The sequence below is a fragment of the Variovorax sp. V93 genome (genome assembly GCF_041154485.1).
Classification (GTDB): domain Bacteria; phylum Pseudomonadota; class Gammaproteobacteria; order Burkholderiales; family Burkholderiaceae_C; genus Variovorax; species Variovorax beijingensis_A.
On record NZ_AP028669.1, the window covers coordinates 4,146,464 to 4,164,102 of the forward strand.

General features: G+C 67.9%; 19 protein-coding genes. 5 read left to right on the top strand and 14 right to left on the bottom strand.

From position 1 onward, the window contains the following. Positions 1 to 3 precede the first annotated feature (3 nt). Entirely contained in the window at positions 4 to 1,206 is a 1,203-nt protein-coding gene (metC, locus tag ACAM54_RS19570; protein WP_369648676.1) for a cystathionine beta-lyase, read from the top strand. Between the two features lie 18 nt (positions 1,207 to 1,224). On the opposite strand, the gene ACAM54_RS19575 is transcribed toward metC, so the two are convergent. The 9 genes from ACAM54_RS19575 to ACAM54_RS19615 form a co-directional block, all read right to left on the bottom strand. After that, complete coding sequence (locus tag ACAM54_RS19575; protein ID WP_145745461.1) at positions 1,225 to 2,061, bottom strand: alpha/beta hydrolase; 837 nt, start codon at positions 2,059 to 2,061, stop codon at positions 1,225 to 1,227. A 13-nt stretch (positions 2,062 to 2,074) separates the two neighbouring features. Beyond that, on the bottom strand, positions 2,075 to 2,407 hold the full coding sequence (locus ACAM54_RS19580; RefSeq protein ID WP_369648677.1) for a DUF1161 domain-containing protein: 333 nt from the start codon (positions 2,405 to 2,407) through the stop codon (positions 2,075 to 2,077). A 124-nt stretch (positions 2,408 to 2,531) separates the two neighbouring features. Continuing rightward, on the bottom strand, positions 2,532 to 2,951 hold the full coding sequence (locus ACAM54_RS19585) for a sel1 repeat family protein (protein WP_192322570.1): 420 nt from the start codon (positions 2,949 to 2,951) through the stop codon (positions 2,532 to 2,534). Between the two features lie 119 nt (positions 2,952 to 3,070). Next, complete coding sequence (locus ACAM54_RS19590; protein ID WP_369648678.1) at positions 3,071 to 5,230, bottom strand: TonB-dependent receptor; 2,160 nt, start codon at positions 5,228 to 5,230, stop codon at positions 3,071 to 3,073. A 208-nt stretch (positions 5,231 to 5,438) separates the two neighbouring features. Beyond that, positions 5,439 to 5,645: a YbdD/YjiX family protein gene (locus ACAM54_RS19595; protein ID WP_369648679.1), complete on the bottom strand. Its 207-nt coding sequence runs from the start codon at positions 5,643 to 5,645 to the stop codon at positions 5,439 to 5,441. Between the two features lie 8 nt (positions 5,646 to 5,653). Further along, positions 5,654 to 7,720 carry a carbon starvation CstA family protein gene (locus tag ACAM54_RS19600; protein WP_369648680.1) on the bottom strand — a complete coding sequence of 689 codons (2,067 nt, stop codon included), beginning with the start codon at positions 7,718 to 7,720 and terminating at the stop codon, positions 5,654 to 5,656. Between the two features lie 130 nt (positions 7,721 to 7,850). After that, positions 7,851 to 8,255 (bottom strand): hypothetical protein, encoded by a 405-nt coding sequence (locus ACAM54_RS19605; RefSeq protein ID WP_369648681.1) that lies wholly within the window; start codon positions 8,253 to 8,255, stop codon positions 7,851 to 7,853. 131 nt (positions 8,256 to 8,386) lie between these two features. After that, a complete protein-coding gene (locus tag ACAM54_RS19610; protein WP_369648682.1) occupies positions 8,387 to 8,905 on the bottom strand; it encodes a C40 family peptidase in 519 nt (172 codons plus the stop codon). A 9-nt stretch (positions 8,906 to 8,914) separates the two neighbouring features. Further along, positions 8,915 to 9,340, bottom strand: a complete 426-nt coding sequence (locus tag ACAM54_RS19615; RefSeq protein WP_145745472.1) for a DUF1801 domain-containing protein — start codon at positions 9,338 to 9,340, stop codon at positions 8,915 to 8,917. Positions 9,341 to 9,444: 104 nt separating this feature from the next. Here ACAM54_RS19615 and ACAM54_RS19620 point away from each other — a divergent pair, with 104 nt between their 5' ends. From ACAM54_RS19620 to ACAM54_RS19630, 3 genes are read left to right on the top strand one after another with little or no spacing between them, the layout of a single operon-like run. Beyond that, positions 9,445 to 10,005, top strand: a complete 561-nt coding sequence (locus tag ACAM54_RS19620; RefSeq protein WP_209536163.1) for a hypothetical protein — start codon at positions 9,445 to 9,447, stop codon at positions 10,003 to 10,005. Next, positions 10,002 to 11,195, top strand: coding sequence for a PrsW family intramembrane metalloprotease (locus ACAM54_RS19625; protein ID WP_369648683.1), 1,194 nt, complete (start codon positions 10,002 to 10,004; stop codon positions 11,193 to 11,195). Before ACAM54_RS19620 ends, ACAM54_RS19625 begins: the two co-directional genes overlap by 4 nt. 11 nt (positions 11,196 to 11,206) lie before the next feature. After that, complete coding sequence (locus ACAM54_RS19630) at positions 11,207 to 11,986, top strand: extensin family protein (RefSeq protein WP_192322564.1); 780 nt, start codon at positions 11,207 to 11,209, stop codon at positions 11,984 to 11,986. Between the two features lie 52 nt (positions 11,987 to 12,038). Here the strand turns inward: ACAM54_RS19630 and ACAM54_RS19635 are convergent, their stop codons facing one another. Together ACAM54_RS19635 and ACAM54_RS19640 are read right to left on the bottom strand one after the other, a co-directional pair. After that, positions 12,039 to 12,434: a hypothetical protein gene (locus tag ACAM54_RS19635; RefSeq protein WP_145745479.1), complete on the bottom strand. Its 396-nt coding sequence runs from the start codon at positions 12,432 to 12,434 to the stop codon at positions 12,039 to 12,041. Next, complete coding sequence (locus tag ACAM54_RS19640; protein ID WP_145745481.1) at positions 12,434 to 12,985, bottom strand: type VI secretion system amidase effector protein Tae4; 552 nt, start codon at positions 12,983 to 12,985, stop codon at positions 12,434 to 12,436. The genes ACAM54_RS19635 and ACAM54_RS19640 overlap by 1 nt, the downstream gene beginning before the upstream one ends. Positions 12,986 to 13,318: 333 nt before the next feature. On the opposite strand from ACAM54_RS19640, the gene ACAM54_RS19645 reads away from it, so the two are divergent. Continuing rightward, positions 13,319 to 14,884: a serine hydrolase gene (locus tag ACAM54_RS19645; protein ID WP_192322563.1), complete on the top strand. Its 1,566-nt coding sequence runs from the start codon at positions 13,319 to 13,321 to the stop codon at positions 14,882 to 14,884. Positions 14,885 to 14,886: 2 nt separating this feature from the next. Here the strand turns inward: ACAM54_RS19645 and ACAM54_RS19650 are convergent, their stop codons facing one another. The 3 genes from ACAM54_RS19650 to ACAM54_RS19660 form a co-directional block, all read right to left on the bottom strand. Beyond that, positions 14,887 to 15,513, bottom strand: coding sequence for a DUF938 domain-containing protein (locus tag ACAM54_RS19650; protein WP_369648684.1), 627 nt, complete (start codon positions 15,511 to 15,513; stop codon positions 14,887 to 14,889). Between the two features lie 61 nt (positions 15,514 to 15,574). Then, positions 15,575 to 16,219 carry a response regulator gene (locus tag ACAM54_RS19655; protein WP_369648685.1) on the bottom strand — a complete coding sequence of 215 codons (645 nt, stop codon included), beginning with the start codon at positions 16,217 to 16,219 and terminating at the stop codon, positions 15,575 to 15,577. After that, positions 16,216 to 17,586: a cache domain-containing protein gene (locus ACAM54_RS19660; RefSeq protein WP_369648686.1), complete on the bottom strand. Its 1,371-nt coding sequence runs from the start codon at positions 17,584 to 17,586 to the stop codon at positions 16,216 to 16,218. Before ACAM54_RS19660 ends, ACAM54_RS19655 begins: the two co-directional genes overlap by 4 nt. Between the last annotated feature and the right edge of the window lie 53 nt (positions 17,587 to 17,639).

The window sequence follows — 17,639 nt, forward strand, 5'->3', positions numbered from 1 at the left end:
ACCATGTCCGATTCGCCCAAAGACACCGCAGGCCAGTCCCTCGACACCCGGCTCGCCCACGCCGGCAAGGCTCCGGCCTACTTCGGCGGCTCGCCGGTCAACACACCGCTGGTGCGCGCGAGCACCGTGCTGTTCGACAGCGTGGCCGCGATGCGCGAGACGCGCGCGCGCCGCGGCGAAGAGCGCGCCTTCAGCTACGGCGCGCGCGGCACGCCCACCACCTTCGCGCTCGAAGATGCGGTGAGCGAGCTCGAAGGCGCCCACCGCACGCGCCTCTTTCCCACCGGCCTTGCCGCCATCGGCATGGTGCTGCTGTCGTATCTGAAGCCCGGCGACCACGTGCTGATGTCGGACAGCGTGTACGAGCCGGCGCGCAAGCTCGTGCATTCCTTCCTCGATCCCTACGGCATCCGCTGCAGCTTCTTTGCCGCGGACGGCCGCGGCATCGAGGAACTGTTCGAGCCGAACACGAAGCTCGTGTATGCCGAATGCCCCGGTTCGCTGGTCTACGAGATGTGCGACCTGCCGAAGCTGGCCGAACTGGCGCATGCGCGCGGCGCGCTGGTTGCCGCGGACAACACCTGGGGCTCGGGCGTTCAATACCGGCCGCTCGCACTGGGCGCCGACATCTCGCTGATGGCCGCCACCAAGTACCTCTCGGGCCACTCCGACGTGATGATGGGCACCGTCGCCACCACGCGCGAAGCCTGGCAGCCGCTCAACGAGCGCTGCGACGCCTTCGGCATGACGGTGAGTCCCGACGATGCCTGGCTGGTGCTGCGTGGCATGCGCACGCTGTCCGCGCGGCTGCAGATGCACGAGCGGCATGCGATGGAGGTGGCGCACTGGCTGCAGGCGCGGCCCGAGGTGGCGGCCGTGTTCTGCCCCGCGCTGCCGCAGCATCCGGGCCACGTGCTCTGGCAGCGCGACTGCCGCGGCACCAACGGGCTCGTCTCGTTCGAGCTGCAGCCGGGCATCGGCAACGCCGCGGTCGAGCGCTTCGTCGATGCGCTGTCGCTGTTCGGCCGGGGCTCGTCCTGGGGCGGCTATGAAAGCCTGGTGGCCTGGGCCGACATGCGCGCGGCCCGCAGCGTGACCGACTGGAGCGCGCGCGGCGCGGTCATCCGGCTGCACGTGGGGCTCGAGGCGCCTTCGGACCTGCTGCGCGATCTCGAAGGCGGCTTCGCGGTCCTGGGTGCCGGCTGAAGGCAGCTGCGCTGCGGCTCAGGCCGCGACCGGCTCGGGAAGAATGGCCGTCAGCGCGAAGTCGACCAGATGGAGCCAGGTCGCTTCGAGCCCCATGATGCTGTGGTGGTCGGAGCCGGGCACGGTCTGCACGCTGATGGGCGTGGGCCAGGCGGCGATGAGCTTCTGCGAGCGCTCGGGCAGCACCACGTCGTCGCGCTCGGCCAGCAGCACCTGGGTCTTCGCGGCCACTTCCTTGCAGTGCGTGAGCGAGTCGAAGCGGTGGCGCAGCAGGAGTGCCAGCGGAACCAGCGGAAAGCGCCTCTTGGCCACTTCGAGCATCGAGTCGTAGGGCGTGACCAGCTGCAGGCTCGAGAAGTCCTGCTGCGCCACCAGCTGGATGGCCACGCCCGTGCCGAGGCTGCGGCCGACCACGTGCAGGCGCGCCTGCGGAAAGGCCTTGCGCAGGTGGTTCGCAAACTGGATCGCATCGGCCACGGAGGCGATCTCCGAGGGATGCCCTTCGGAGTCGGCCACGCCGCGGTAGTTGACGGCCGCAAATCCGAAGCCCTCCGGCAGCCAGTGCAGCGCCTGCGCGGTGGCGCGAACGTCCTCGCCCCGGCCGGCAAAATAGATGAACAGGTCCTGCAGCGCGTCTTCGCCCTGCGGGTGATAGACATAGCCGCGCACCATGCCGCCCGGCACGGTGTGGGAGTAGGTGGAGAAATCGTCGGACAGGTGGACGACCGGCAGTTTCCGGACGTTGAAGAGGATGTGCCCCTGCCGCGCGGCCAGCAGGGTCCAGTACGCCGCAATGCCGCCAATGGCGGCGGCCGAGGCCGAGAGCGCGATGCGAAAGGCTTTGGAAGATGACAAGGTGTGCTCCCGCCTACTTCCTGCAGTCGCCGCCGACGGACACCGTGCCGTCCTTGCACTCCGTCAGTATCTCTTCGCCGGCCGGGCCCGCGCCCGGGCGCGCCGGGGCCGCGCCTGCTGCGGGTGCGCCTTCGCGCTGGTAGACGATCTTCTTGCTGCCGAGATCGCAGCTGCCCACCACCTGTCCGGCCGCTTCTGCATTGGCATCGACGGTGACGACGGTAAAGCGCGTCACGCCGGCCGCGGCAATCTTCGCTTCGATCTGGGTGCGCAGGGCTTCGCAGTTTTCGGCGCCGTGGGCGGCGCCCGCGAGGGCAAGCGCCATGGGAATCAACCAGGGTTTCATGATGAATCGGCCTCGCAGCGGAGGGTATGGCAAACGAAGAGTCTAGCCCTTCATTTTCCAGCGACGCATCCTCGCGCACCATGCGGTAACCAGGCGTCACCGCCCGCACAGCGCATTCGCAGGCTCAGCCGCAGGCGTTCCTGCCGGCCGGGGATTGGCGCAGCCTGTTGAGGAACGCGAGCTGGACCCTGGCCGTCTCACTGCCCTGCGAGGCGGCGCGCAGCATCCACTCGCGGGCCTCGCAGCGGTCGGCCCTGATGGCAGGGCCGTACAGTGTCGACCCCGCCAGCAGCACCATGCCCAGCATCTCCTGCGCCTCGGCGTGGTCCTCGGCCGCCGCTTGCCGAAGCTGTTCGAGCATCGAGCGGTAGTCGCGTGCCGCCTGCGCTTCCAGTGCCAGCTGGAAGCGCTGCTCGGCATGCAGCACGACGCCCGCATCGGGCGGCTGCGCCGCGGAAAGCGCCGCTGCGAGGCACAGGGCGCCCGACAGCCCGATGCGCCAGCGCAGCGACCAGCTTGCGATTTGATTCGATTCGGATGCCATCGGCGTTCTCCACCATTCAGTTGCGTGGAGGCCATCGTGGCAGCAGGCGCTTGCAAAAAGAAACTGGATTTCGCGCAGCCAGGCTCAGCCGGGGCCTGAGCCCTTGCGAGTCATCCTCTTCAGAACTTCGCGGTCAGCGCCACCTGCAGCTCACGTCCCGGCCCCGGCATGATCAGGTTGTCGACGCTGCCGTGCGCGGACACGTAGTATTTCCGGCCCGTGATGTTCTTCAGGTTGACCGAGAGCTCGTAGCGCTCGGTCCTGTAGCTCGCGGCCAGGTCGGCCGTGACGTACGAAGGCAGCGTCACCAGGTTGCTGAGCGAGGCATAGCGCGCGGCCACGTAGTTCACGCCGCCGCCCGCGCTCAGGCCATGGCCCAGGTCCTTCATGAGCCACACGAAGGCCGAGTGCCGCGGCGTGAGCGGCGCCACCTTGCCCTGCACCGGCATCGCGGCGCCGACGGGCAGCTGCAGCGAACTCACGGTGGCCAGCGACTTGACCATGCGGCCGTCCAGGTAGGCGTAGCCCGCGCTGACGTCCCAGCGCCCCGGCAGCTTGCCGGCCAGCGCCAGCTCCATGCCGTTGGTGCGCTGCGTGCCCACGTTGATCTGCCGTGCCGGATTGGACGGATCGGTGTTCTTGATGCCCGAGCGCTCCAGGTTGAAGACCGCGGCCGTGAAGTTGAGCGCGCCGTCCAGGAAGTCGAGCTTGGCGCCGATCTCCTTGTTGACGGTGATCTCGGGATCGTTGGCCGCGTTGTTGGCCGACAGCGCGAAGGTCTCGGCCGAAGGCTGGAACGAGCGGCTGTACGAGACGTAGTAGGACTGCGAGTCGCTCGGCTGCCAGACCAGGCCCGCGCGCGGGCTGAACTTGCGGTCGGTGCGCGAGAAGGGGGCCAGCGTGCGCTCGAAGGAAGTCTCCTGGCGGAAGTCGTCGTAGCGTCCGCCGACGAGCGCCTTCCACTGCGGCGCCAGCGTGATCTGGTCCTGCGCATAGAGCGCAGCCGTCTTGAAGGCGGTGTTGCTCGGAATCGCGCTGCTGGCCAGGTAGCTGGCGAGCGGAATGGGCGGCGGCGCGGAGACCGGGTTCAGGATGCTCACGCGCTCGAAGCCGGTGGCCGAGGACACCGTGTACGCGCGCTTGTCCTGCTTGCCCAGCTCGGCGCCGATCAGCCATTCCTGCTTGAAGCCGCCGAGCTCGTTGCGCCATGTCAGGTCGGTCTGGTTGAACCAGCCGCTCTCGTCGCGGTCGACGAAGCCGCGGGTGCGGCCCACGGTCATGCGCACCGGGTCGGTGGTGCCGCTGGGCAGGGTGTTGAAGCGGTCGAGCTTGTAGCTGTAGTAGCGCGTGGTGTTGCGCAGGCTCAGCGTGTCGCTGAAGCGGTGGTTGAGCGTGGCGGTGAAAGACTGCACGCGCGTGGTGGTGGTGTCGTCGCGCTTCGCGAAGGCCGAGCCGTAGTAGGTGCCGATCGGCACGTTCACCGGGCGGCCGTTGAGCGCCGGAATGCCGAAGTCGGTCAGCCGCTGGTCGTAGGCATTGGTGTACTGCAGCAGCAGGTCGGTCTGCGGGCTGAATTTCATAGCCAGCGAGGGCGCGATGCTGTAGCGGTCGATGAACTGCTGGTCGCGATAGCTGCCCGACTTTTCGCGCGCCACGTTGAGGCGGAAGGCCATGTTCTCGCCGATGGGGCGGTTGAGGTCGGCCGTGAGCCGCTTGAAGTCGTGGGTGCCCAGGCCCAGCGACACTTCGCCGAAGGGACGTTCGAAGATCGGCTTCTTCGTCACGCGGTTGATCAGCCCGCCCGACGAGCCGCGGCCGTACAGCACGGCGGCCGGGCCCTTGAGCACCTCGATGCGCTCCGTGTCCGACAGGTCGCGGAAGTAGAGCGCGTCGTCGCGCACACCGTCCACGAACCAGTCGGCGATGGCGGTGAACCCGCGGATGACCACCTGGTCGCGCTGGCCGTCGCCGGCGTTGAAGGAAACGCCGGGCGCATTGCGCAGCGCGTCCTGCATGGAGGTTGCGCCTTGGTCGCGCAGCAGTTGCGCGGGCAGCACGTTGACCGCCTGGGGAATGTCGCGCAGCGGCGCGCTGCCCTTGGTGGCCGTGCTGCCGACCGAGGGGGCATAACCGGGCTCCTGCTCGGAGGTGACGGTGATCTCCTTGAGCGTGGCCTCGGAGGTCTGGGCCTGGGCGGCGCAATGCAGTGCGGCGAGCGTGGCAAGAAAGAGCGGCGTGCGGCGCAGACGAAGACGCACGGCATGCGGGCGAACGGACATGGAGAAATTCCCTCAGGGCGATTTTTTCGAAATCGCGAAGCGCCATGCAGCCGCTCCATCGATCGGATGGAGAAACCGCATGCGCCCTGCCTGGAGAAATCTGGGTTGGGTGCCTTTGCCGGCCCGCCCCGGCACATGGCCGAGGCGTCTCGCAGCAAAAGAGTCGCTTCGCGCGACCGACGGGGATTCTAAATGCCGCCGCCGCCCTTCAGCAGCAGCGCCCCTTGCCCCCGCCGTAGCGCGCCTCGAGCCGCTCGCGGAAGAAGGCCTCGTAGCTCATCGGCGGCTGCTCGGGGTGCGTGGCCGCCATGTGGGTCAGGTAGGCGTCGTAGTCGGGCAGCCCGACCATGAGCCGCAACGACTGCTTGAGCGAACGGGCGAAGTAGCGCCCTGCTTCCGGCAATGCGAGACCCATGGTGTCGCTCAGCGTGCCGCCGACGTGGCGAGCGGCTCGAACGGCGTCTCCTGCGCGGTCGGGCGGTGGGCTGCGCGCGCCGCGAGGCAGGCCTTCACGCTGTACACCAGCACGCTCAGCACCACGAACATGAAGAGCGCGCAGAGTGCGGCGTCGAGCCGGTCGTTGAAGATGATGCGCGACATGGCTTCGGGCGTCTTGGCCGGCGCCACCAGCACGCCGTTGGCGAGCCCGTCGACGTACCTGGCCGCGTGCGAGAGGAAGCCGATCTTCGGATCGGGCGAGAAGATCTTCTGCCAGCCGGCCGTGAGCGTGCAGGCCAGCAGCCATGCGGCCGGCGCAATCGCCACCCAGGCATAGCGCTCGCGCTTCATGCGGAACAGCACCACCACGCCCAGCAGCAGCGCCACCGCGGCCAGCATCTGGTTGGAGATGCCAAAGAGCGGCCACAGCGTGTTGATGCCGCCGAGCGGATCGACCACGCCCTGGTAGAGGAAGTAGCCCCAGGCCGCCACGCACAGCGCCGTGGCAAACAGGTTGGCCGGCAGCGAATCGGTGCGCTTGAGCGCGGGCACGAAGCTGCCCAGCAGGTCCTGCAGCATGAAGCGGCCGGCGCGGGTGCCGGCGTCCACGGCCGTGAGGATGAAGAGCGCCTCGAACAGGATCGCGAAGTGGTACCAGAAGGCCATCATGGCCTGCCCGCCGATCACCTGGTGGAGGATGTGGGCCATGCCCACGGCGAGCGTCGGCGCACCGCCTGCGCGGCCGAGGATGGTGCTTTCGCCCACGTCCTTCGCGGTTTGCATCAGCATCTCGGGCGTGACCACGAAGCCCCAGCTCGAGATGGTCTGCGCCGCCTGCTGGGCGGTGCTGCCCACCAGCGCGGCCGGGCTGTTCATTGCAAAGTAGATGCCGGGCTCGATGCACGAGGCGGCCACCAGCGCCATCACCGCCACGAAGGATTCGGCCAGCATGCCGCCATAGCCGATGAAGCGCGCATGGCGCTCGTTGTCGAGCATCTTGGGCGTGGTGCCTGACGAGATCAGCGCATGGAAGCCCGACACCGCACCGCAGGCGATGGTGATGAACAGGAACGGGAACATGCTGCCCGACCACACCGGCCCGTTGCCGTTCGCGAACTGCGTGAGCGCAGGCATCTGCAGCGTGGGCATGACGAACACGATGCCCAGCGCCAGCGCGATGATGGTGCCGATCTTCAGGAAGGTCGACAGGTAGTCGCGCGGCGCCAGCAGCAGCCATACCGGCAGGCTGGCGGCGATGAAGCCGTAGCCCACCAGCATCCAGGTGAGCGCCTTGCCGTCGAAGGTGAAGAGCGGCGCCCATGCGGGGTCCTGGCTCACGGCCTGGCCGCCGAAGATGGCGAGCATCAGCAGCACGAAGCCGATCAGCGAGACCTCGCCGATACGCCCCGGCCGGATGAAGCGCAGGTACACGCCCATGAAGAGCGCCACCGGAATGGTCGCCGCCACCGTGAAGGTGCCCCACGGCGATTCGGCCAGCGCCTTCACCACGATCAGCGCCAGCACCGCGAGGATGATGATCATGATCATGAAGGTGCCGAACAGCGCGATCATGCCGGGCACCGTGCCCATCTCCTGCTTGACGAGGTCGCCGAGCGAGCGGCCGTCGCGCCGCGTGGAGATGAAGAGAATGATGAAGTCCTGCACCGCGCCCGCGAACACCACGCCCGCCAGCACCCACAGCAGCCCGGGCAGGTAGCCCATCTGCGCGGCGAGCACCGGGCCCACCAGCGGACCGGCGCCCGCAATGGCCGCGAAGTGGTGGCCGAACAGCACGTTCTTGTCGGTCGGCACGTAGTCGAGGCCGTCGTTGTGGCGGTGCGCCGGCGTCTTGCGGTTGCCGTCCAGCCCCAGCACCTTCTCGGCGATGAACAGGCTGTAGTAGCGGTAGGCGATCAGGTAGGTGCAGACCGCGGCGGTCACCACCCACAGGGCGTTGACGCTTTCACCGCGCGTGAGGGCCACGGTGCCCAGCGCGAATGCGCCGGCCACGGCCACGACGAGCCACACCAGATGGCGGCGGATGCTGTGCATGGGAATGTCTCCTGGGAATGAACCCGGGAGTTTTGCCGCAGGCGCGCGCGGGCGCATCCGTCGGACCGCGCGGCCCGCGTGCGTGGCTTTGCGTAATGGAAAACCCTCAGCGCCGGTTGACGCTGCGGCCCTATCGCACGGTCGACATCACCGTCGCGCGGCAGCGGGGCTGGTCGCGCGGCGCCAGCAGGTTGCAGTTGTCCAGCGCGCGCTGCTGCATGTCGCTGAGCCGGGGCTGCTCGCCGGGCGGCGGGCCGTCCCACTGGCGGTAGACCGGCGGCGGCGGCTGTTCGGCCCAGCGCTCGCGGCGTTCGTATTCGCGCCGCTGCTCGCGTTCGTAGGCGCGCTGCTCGCGGCGCTCATAGCGCTCCTCGCGGTCGCGCTGGATGCGCCACATGCAGGTGTTGAAGTCGACGCCGGAGCGGCCGCTGGCGCAATAGCGGCGGTCGTTCTCGTACGAATCGGGATCGCGCTGCGCAAGGGCCGGGAGCGTGGTGGCAAGGCCCAGAATGGCCAGGACGATGAGTTTTTTCATGGGGACCTCTCCGAGGTTCGGTGACACCGGCACAGCATGCCACACCGATCAGGCCGCCCCAAGGCAGGCATCCCTGTAGGCCCATGGCTCCGCTGATCCGTTGAGTTGGATTGAGTGGCGCTTTTCAAGCGCTAGAGCCGTCGCGCCTGCATCGGCTGGCGCGACCAGTAGATGCCGTCCAGCCGGTCGAGCCGCACCTCGCCGCCGGTCGAGGGCGCATGCACGAACTGCCCGGCCCCCACGTAGATGCCCGCGTGCGAAGGCGTGGCGGCGCCGAAGAGCACCAGGTCGCCCGAGCGCAGTTCGGACGTGGGCACGGGACGGCCGAAGCCGGCCATGCGCGCCACGGTGCGCGGCGTGGCCTGGCCCGCGCTGCTTCTGTACACGTAGCCGATGAGGCCGCTGCAATCGAAGCCGCCCTCCGGCGTGTTGCCGCCATAGCGGTACGGCGTGCCGACCAGGCCCAGCGCATGGATCGCGACGTTGCTCGACTGCTCGGCCGTCAGCACGGGAGGTCCGTAGGCGGCCGCGGACTCTGGCACCCGCGGGCCTGCGCAGCCCAGCACCAGCAGGCAGGCGCCGATCGGAAGCAGCCGAAGAAGCAGAAGCGGCATGCGGGGGCGCGGCGTGGGGGCGGATGCATCGGACATGCGGCTCCTTCAGGACTTGGCTGTCTTCTTCGCAGGCTTCGTCTTGCCGGCACCGTTGAGCGCGACCGCCTGCTGCACGAGCGCCTTGAAAGCGGCCGCGTCGACTTGCTCGCCTTCGAAGATGTCGATCGCACGGCGCATGTTGCCGTCCAGGCTCGAATTGAAAAGGCCGGCCGGGTCAGGCAGCGACGCGCCCTTGGCGAAGGTGAGCTTCACCTTGTCCTTGTAGGACTCGCCCGTGCAGATGATGCCGCCGTGCGACCACACCGGCGTGCCCATCCACTTCCACTCCTCGACGACCTCCGGGTCTGCCTGCTGGATGAGCTTGCGCATGCGGCCCAGCGTTTCGCCGCGCCAGCCGCCGAGCTCGGCGATTCTTTTCGAGATGAGCGCCGATGCCGGCTGGTCCGGGCTACTCGCGTCCGACTTTTTCATGTCTGAAGGTGCTTCATTTGCAATGACCGTGGAGGATAGCCATGCATCGAATCAATGCAAAGCGCAGAGGGCCGGCACCGGCCATCGTATGGCACGATCGCCGCATGCCCGAGCCCTCCCGCCGCATACCGTACCGCACCTGGCCAGGCGCGCTTGCGGTGCTGCTTGCCATTGCCGCCTACGTAGGCGGCCTGAGCTTCTGGGACCGCCGCACGCCCGGCAGCCGGCCGCTGCCCACGGGGGAAACGGTGGCCGTCGGCCATGCCAGGTTCGTTCCCGCCAGCGGATGGGAAATGGACGTGTCGCGCTCCAGGGCCGGCCAGTCGCTGATGCTGTTCAAGGGCGGCCACAAGTTCCTGGTGACCACGCGTGCGTGGGCCGGCGGACCCGACGGACCGCTGATGCGGCAGCAAAGGCTCATGGAGCGCGGCCAGCGCCTGAACATCGATGGCGACGTGTCCGACTTCGTCACCTCGTGGGGCCTGCAGGGCAAGACCTTTGCCTACTACGGATCGAAGCTGGCTGGCCGCTTCTGGCAGGTGGTCGACCTCCGGCGCCAGTCGCTCGTGCAGATCGATTGCTACGGCGCCAGCGAGGGCCTGAACGAGGCAATGGCCGAGGCCCGCAGCATGCTGGAATCCATGGACCTGGAGGCACCGCAGTGAGCCCGCCCGCCTTCGAAGGCCAGCAGGACCGCGGCGAATGGCCGATCGGCACCGATTCGTTCTTCCAGCCGCAGCGCGCGGCCTTCTGGCTGCTGGCGGCGCTGATCGTCAATGGCCTGTTCTACACCGTCAACATGTTCTCGATGGGTTTCCGTGTCGTCCCCGTCACGGCCCTGCTGGGCATCCTGGTGTGGGGCATCTACACGCTGCTTTTTCTCCTGGTCTTTCGCACGCTCGACCTGCTCGAGCAGCATCCGCCGGAAGCTTTCGTGCTGGCCTTTGCGTGGGGCGGGCTCGGCGCCGTCTACTTTGCCGCGCCGGCGAACATCGCCATCCAGAGCCTGTGCGCCAAGCTGGTGTCGCCGGATTTCGCGGCGCTCTGGGGGGCGGCCGTCGCGGGCCCGATCACCGAGGAGTTCCTGAAGATCGCCGGCGTCATCCTGCTGGTGCTGGTGGCGCGCAACCAGTTCCAGACCTACCTGTCGGTGCTGATCGTCGGCGCCATGGCAGGCCTGGGTTTCCAGGTGGTCGAGAACCTCAGCTACACCGTCAACGCCTCGATGCACTTTCCGCTCGAGAACCAGGTGTCCCCGGTACTCATCAACCTGCTGACGCGCGGGCTGCTGAGCGGGCTGTGGAGCCACGCGGCCTACACGACCATCGCGTCCTTCGGCGTCGCCTGGTTCCTGCTGCATCCGGAGCGCTCGATGGCCGCGAGGATCGCCTGCGCCGTGCTGTGCTTTGCGCTCGCGTGGGCGATGCATTTCATCTGGAACTCGCCGTGGCTCGAAGACCTTTTCGACGGCGGCTACGGCGACATGGCCGTGCTGCTCGCCGTCAAGGGCATTCCCGCGCTGGTTGCGGCGGGGCTCTTCTGGCGCGTTGCCGCGCGCGAGAACGGCGCCTACCTGCATGCGCTGGCCGCCTACTTCGTGCCGGAGCGCGAGCTGATCCGCGACGACGAATGGATCCGCCTGGGCGCACCCCTGCAGCGCTACCGGATCCGCAGGCAGATGGGCTGGACCTTCGGCCTGCGGGCCAGGCGGCTGAAGACGCAGCTGCAGCGCGAGCAGCTGCGCCTGATCCGCAAGGCCATGACCTATGGACGCGGTGCGCAGACGCTGCGGCATGAAGTGGCGATCCGGCGCGTGCGCGCCGAACTCGATCCGCTCATCGCCGCGCAGCCCTGAGGATCGGGACCATGGCCCTGGATCCTCCGGAGCGTCCGGCAGAGCCCGCGCCTTCGCGCCGCAGGCGCGGACTGCTTGTCACGGCCGCGGCGTGCGCCGTGCTGGCCGTGGGCGCATGGGCCGTCGCAACCGGCATCGTCGAGATTCCCGAGCGCTTCAATCCGTGGGCGCCGCTCGACGTGGCGGCGCCGCCCAACTGGCTGACCGGCTTCAAGCTCGAGCGGGCCCGCCGCGAGCCCGCGCGCTGCCTTGCGGCGCTGGCGCAGACCGGCATGCAGTACGACCTGCTGCCCGACCGCGTCACCGGCCCCGGCTGCGGCTTCAAGAACGCCGTGAGGCTGCGCTCCGCCGGCGTGCGCCTGGGCACGGCGCCTTCGCTGAGCTGCCCGATGGCGCTGTCCTTCTTCATGTGGGAGCACCACGCGCTGCAGCCGGCCGCCAGGCAGCGCTTCGGCCAGCCGGTGGCGGCCATCGAGCACCTTGGCAGCTATGCCTGCCGCAACGTGAACCGCGGCGAAGGCGCCGTGCCCGGTGCTTCGCGCAGCCGGCACGCCACGGCCGATGCGCTGGATGTGGCGGGCCTGACGCTGGCCGACGGCCGCCGCATCACGGTGCTGCAAGCCTGGCCCCGCAGCAGCGCCGCGAGTACGGACGATCCGGCGGCGCTGCTGCTGCGCGATGCGCACCGCGGCGCCTGCCGTTTCTTCAACGGGGTGCTGGGCCCCGACTACAACGCCGCGCACAGCGACCACTTCCATCTGGAGACCGGCGGGTACGACATGTGCCGCTAGCTGGCACACCAGGGAGGTGGCGCCAATGCGCCAGCATCTTGAAGCGTGGGCACTACGCAGTGGTTTTGCTCTTCTTGCGTGCGACCCACGCTGCGAGACCTGCACTGACGATGGTCCAGGCCCCAATTCCAACGGCCATCGCGTTCTCGGGCTTCATCGGTAATTGAATCGGAACGATGCCAAAGACAATGCTGGCGGCTGCAATGGCAGCCAGCATTCCAAGCGCCCGACGTGGACTCGCCGCGGCGACGCCGCCGACCCAACCACCCAACACGGCAGAGGCCGCACCGCCCATGAGGACATACACGCGCAGCATTCGAGCGGCTTCATCCTCGCCGTGACGCCCAATCCCCGTACCTGGAAACGCGAGTGAAAAGAGGATTGGCAGGCCCAGAAACAAGGCGACGCCGAGCAAAGCCCCGCACAGAGTGAAGATCGGACGCTTCATCAGCTGATCGGCCAGAAGACCACGCGACGCGACGCGTGCAGATCAGAGTAGAGGTATCCGTTGCTGCTCCACGGTGATCGAAAGGTATCAATGCCGAGGGAGAAGCGAAGGAACGTCGTCCACGACGGCGTCAGTCGATTCCGATCCCACAGGTCGATGTGATCTCCAGTGGGAAACTTTGCCTCAGCGGTACGCAACCAGTAGTCCTCGAAATATATGATGCCTGTGCGACCGGAAAGACTCTTGTCGAAGCTTTTTCCCTGGTGTGTTTCGGCATCTGGACAGCCAGCGAATGGGCGACGCATCAGCCAGTTGGCCAATTCGGTCGCGCGGAGCACCATTCCGTTTCCGGAAGGGCCAAATTCGCAACGTGGGCCGGGAAATGTCTTGAAACTGACACCCGACTTTTCCAACGCAATGCCGACCCGTATCGCGCATTGGTCGTCATACGCCTTCTTTCCCGTGCGAGGGTTCACGCAAGGGTCATCACTCGGGTAGTTTTTCCATATCGCCGCGAACGATATCGGCTTTGCCATTTCTGGGAGCGGCATCTTTTTTCCTTCCTGTGCTTATCTAGCCCGGTGCAGCGAACTGACTATCGACTACCGCGAGTCCGCTGCATCTTATCGGCTCAAGCTTATGCCGCCAGCCACCAAAAAGGCTACGTCCAAACAGGCTCTTTCCTCTGACCGTGAACTATTGCCGCGTTCTGCAGGCAAGCACGATGCTGGAACTCCTCGGCCGTCGGATCAAAGGGTGAGAACCTTGGAGCTACACGGCTTGTGCCTCGCTCGAAAAGAGCTAGGCGGCTGCAGGGTCTTCCCCCAGAATGCCGCCGGCGCTGCCGTCTGCACCCCGCAAACCGCGCACCCCAAGGACCGCCCATGAGCTGCTCGATCCGCCGTTTCCTCGCCACAACCGCCGCGGCCGTCGGCCTGGCAACCGCGTTGGCGTCCTGCGGTGGCGGCGGGGGTGGAGGTGGCGGAGGGATCGGCGTTCCATTGACGTCCGCGCCGCCCACCACCACGGCGCAGTTGCCGGAACGCGAGGCGCTCATTGCCCGTGCGCGGGCCCTCGAACTCAACACGCCCTACGTGCCGCCGCCCGGCAACGTGCTGGAGCACCACACCTCCGGCTATGCCAAGACGATGTGCTCCGCCGTGTTCATCACCGGCATCGACCCCGAGGTCGCCGCCGAAAGCCTGGGCTATTTCGTGGGGCCGTACGAGCAGCGCAAGAACGTCGGCAAGCCCGTGGTCGACCGCGTGAAGAAAGAGGTTCGCATCTCGATTCCCAACGGCCCGACGCTGGTGGCGCGCCACTTCGGTTCGCAGGGCTGCGTCACGCTGCCGGCCGGCCGGGACGACGTTCTCTTCACGCCCGTCGAAGTCAGGAGCGCGCTGCCCGATCCCGCGACCCAGCCATGGCCGATGGGCGACGTGCTGCCGGGCGACCCGCCGCCGGCCGAAGTCGACACGGCCAAGGTGAACCAGGCCGTCGATGCCGCGTTCGGCGTGCCGGAGGCCTACACATCGGCCTTCGTGGTCACGCACAAGGGCCGCATCGTCGCCGAGCGCTACATGAACGGCATCGGGCCGGCCACGCCGCTCGAATCGTGGTCGATGGGCAAGAGCGTCGTGGCGACGATGATGGGAGTGCTCATCAAGCAGGGCGTGTACAAGCTCGACCAGCCGGCGCCCATTCCCGAATGGCAAGGCGCCGGCGATGCGCGCCAGCAGATCAAGATCTCCGACATCCTGCAGATGTCGAGCGGCCTGCGCATCAAGGCGCCGGACGATCCGGACTTCGACCCCAACGGCACCTACCCCGATCACGTCTACTACTACACGGGCCGCATCAACGCCTTCAACTACGCCGCCACCCGGCCGCAGCAATGGCCGCCCGGCGCCGTGGGCCGCTACCGCAACACCGATCCCGTGCTGGCCAACTACCTGGTCCGCCTCGCGGTGGAAAAGCGCGGCGAGGAATATCTTTCGTTTCCGCAGCGCGCGCTCTTCGACAAGATCGGCATCCGCTCGATGGTGATCGAGACCGACCCCTACGGCAACTTTCTCACGCAGGGCTACGACTTCATGTCGGCACGCGACTGGGCGCGCCTCGGCAATCTCTATCTGCAGGACGGCGTGTGGAACGGCGAGCGCATTCTTCCCGAGGGCTTCGTCAACTTCGTGAGCAGCGTGGCACCCGCCTGGGCCGCGGACAAGCGCCCGATCTACGGCGGCTTCTTCTGGATCAACGGAATGAACTCGCTGGCGGTGCCGGCGTCGGCCTACTACATGCTCGGCGCCGGCGGCCAGTTCGTGCTGGTGATTCCATCGCACGATCTCGTCGTGGTGCGGATCGGGCATTCGAAGGGAGAGCGCTTCGCGGGCTCGACGCTGAACAAGGCGCTGGCACTGCTGACCACCGCGGTGCCCCGCGTGCGCTGAGCCTAGAAGCCGAAGACCAGCAGCAGGTTGTTCGCGGGCATCGCATGCCGCTCGCGCAGCGCAAGCCCTTGGCGGTTCGCCTCGGCCACCACCTGCTCCAGGCGCCGTATGCCCCATTCGGGATTGCGCGCGCGCAGGTCTTCGTCGAACGCCAGGTTGCTCGGCGCCGGTGTGCCTTCCTCTTCGAAGTAGGGGCCGTAGGTGATCAGCAATCCATCGGCAAGCAGATGCCGCGCAGCGCCTTGCATCAACGCGGCGCACGCGGCCCAGGGCGCGATGTGCAGCATGTTGGCGCAATAGATCGCATCGAACTTTTCTTCTTCTCCTCGAGCAAACGCGGCGCCTTTCGACGGCCATCGAGGCGCCATCACGTCGAGCAGCAGCGGCGCACGGAGATTGGGCAGCGCGGCCTGCGCGACGCGGCTTGCGAGCGCAGGGAGCATGCGCGCGTCTGCGTCGGTGGGCTGCCAGGTCCACCCGGGCATTGCGGCGGCGAACCAGGCGGCGTGCTGGCCGGTGCCGGATGCGATCTCGAGCGCGCTGCCGTGCTCGCCGAGGATGCCGGTCAGCACCTCGAGGATGGGCTGCTTGTTGCGGTCGGCGGCGGGGCTGTGGGGAAGGTCGGGCATGCGAATCGGGCCTGGACAGGTGTGGTTGATCGGGACAGGAATTTTGGCAAGGCAGCGCAACTCAGCCCTGCCCGAACTCCCGCGCATGCTCCACCGCATACTTGATGAGTTCGGCCTGCCCCTCGATGCCGAGCCGCCTTTTGATGCTCTGCCGGTGCGCCTCGACCGTGCGAACGCTCAGGCCGAGGTCGCGCGCGATCTGCTTGCTCGATTCGCCGCGGCCCAGCGCAGTGAGGATCTCGCCCTCGCGCGGCGTGAGCAGCGGCCTGGGCGCCTGGTTGCGAAACAGCTTCTTCGACACGGCCGGACTCAGGAAGGTGCCCCCGGCCGACACCGCCTCGATGGCGGCGACGATCTCGGCCGCGGGCGCGTCCTTCAGCACATAGCCGCGCGCGCCTACCTGCAGGGCCTTCTGCACATACTCGGGGTTGTCGTACATGCTGAGCATCACCACGTGCGGCGCGGGCTGATGGCGCTGCAGCACCAGCGCGGCCAGGTCGATGCCGTTCATGTCCTTCATGCCCACATCCATCAGCAGCAGGTCGGGCTGGAGCGTTTCGATGAGCGCCAGCGCCTCGGCCGCGCTGCCGGCCTCGCCGACGATCTCCAGGCCGGCCACGGCGCCGAGCCGCGCGCGCAGGCCGTCGCGCACCAGCGGATGGTCGTCGACCAGGAAAAGGCGGACCGGGGCGGCGTCGTTCTTCATGCCGGTTCAGGCCTCGCGCTGCGCGCCGGCACTTCGGCCACGATGGTGGTTCCGCCTTCGCCCGACTGCACGTCCAGGCGCCCGCCGATCGACTCCATGCGCTCGCGCATGTTGCGCAGGCCGATGCCGCGCCGCGCATCGAGCTGCATCGCCTCCACGTCGAAGCCGGTGCCGTCGTCGCCGATCGCAAGCCGCACGCCGTCCTCGTCGGAAAAGCCCAGCGCAATGTGCACGCGGTGCGCCTGGGCATGCTTGCGCACATTGGTGAGCGCCTCCTGCGTGACGCGAAAGAGCGCGGTCTTGGCTTCCTGCGAGAGCTCGAAGGCCTCGCCCTCGATCATGATCGACGCATCGATCGCGCCGTCTTCGGCGAATTCGTCGCCCAGGCGCTCGAGCGCGGCCGGCAGGCCGAGCGTGTCGAGCAGGGCCGGCCGCAGGCGGTGCGAGATGCGGCGCACCTCGATCAGCGAATCGTTGAGCCTTTGCAGCGCCTTGCTCAGTGCGGGCGGCGCGGGCTGGCGCTCGCGGTCGAGCGCGTCCACCGCGGATTCGATCAGCAGCTTGGCCGACACCAGCGTCTGGCTGGTGCCGTCGTGCAGCTCGCGCGCGAGGTGGCCGCGCTCTTCTTCCTGCGACTGCACCACGCGCCGCGCCAGCAGCCGCATCTTGGCCTCGGCCGTGCGGTGCTCGCTGAGATTGAGCAACAGCCCGGTGGCGCTCACCACGCCCAGGCACAGCGCCGCGATGCCGGCAATCCAGAGCAGCGTGGTGGTGACGTTGGCGCTCATCTGGCGGTCGAGCGCCTGCATGGTGGCCTCGATGTCGTCCAGGTACAGGCCGGTGCCGACCATCCAGTTCCAGCGCGGCAGCGCCGTCACGTAGCCGAGCTTGGGCGCCATCTGCTCGCTGGAGGGTTTGCGCCATTCGTATTCGACATAGCCGCCGCCCGCACGCGCGCCCGCGATCAGGTCCTGGATGGTGAAGCGCCCGCGGGAGTCGCGCATGTCCCAGAGGTTCTGGCCCACCAGATCGGGCTGGCGCGAATGCATGAGCGAGCGGCCCTGCATGTCGTAGACGAAGAAGTAGCCGTCGTCGCCGTAGTCGAGCGCGGCCAGGCGGCGCAGGGCCTCGCTGCGGGTTTCCTCGTCGTCCTGGCCCGCGTCGTACAGCGGCCGCACGGTGCTCACGGCAAGGTCGACGTAGCTGCGCAGTTCGCTGCGCCGCTGGGCCATGTAGCTTTTCTCGATCAGCGCGCGCTCGCGCTGCGCCAGGTCATGCTCCTGGTGGCGCACCGCCAGGGCCACCAGCACCAGTGCAACCAGCAGCGGTGCAACGGCCAGTGCGACGATCTTGGTGCGGAGGTTCATCGGGAGGCAAGACTACCACCGGGCGGGGCCGCGAACCTTAAGATCGCAAGGGC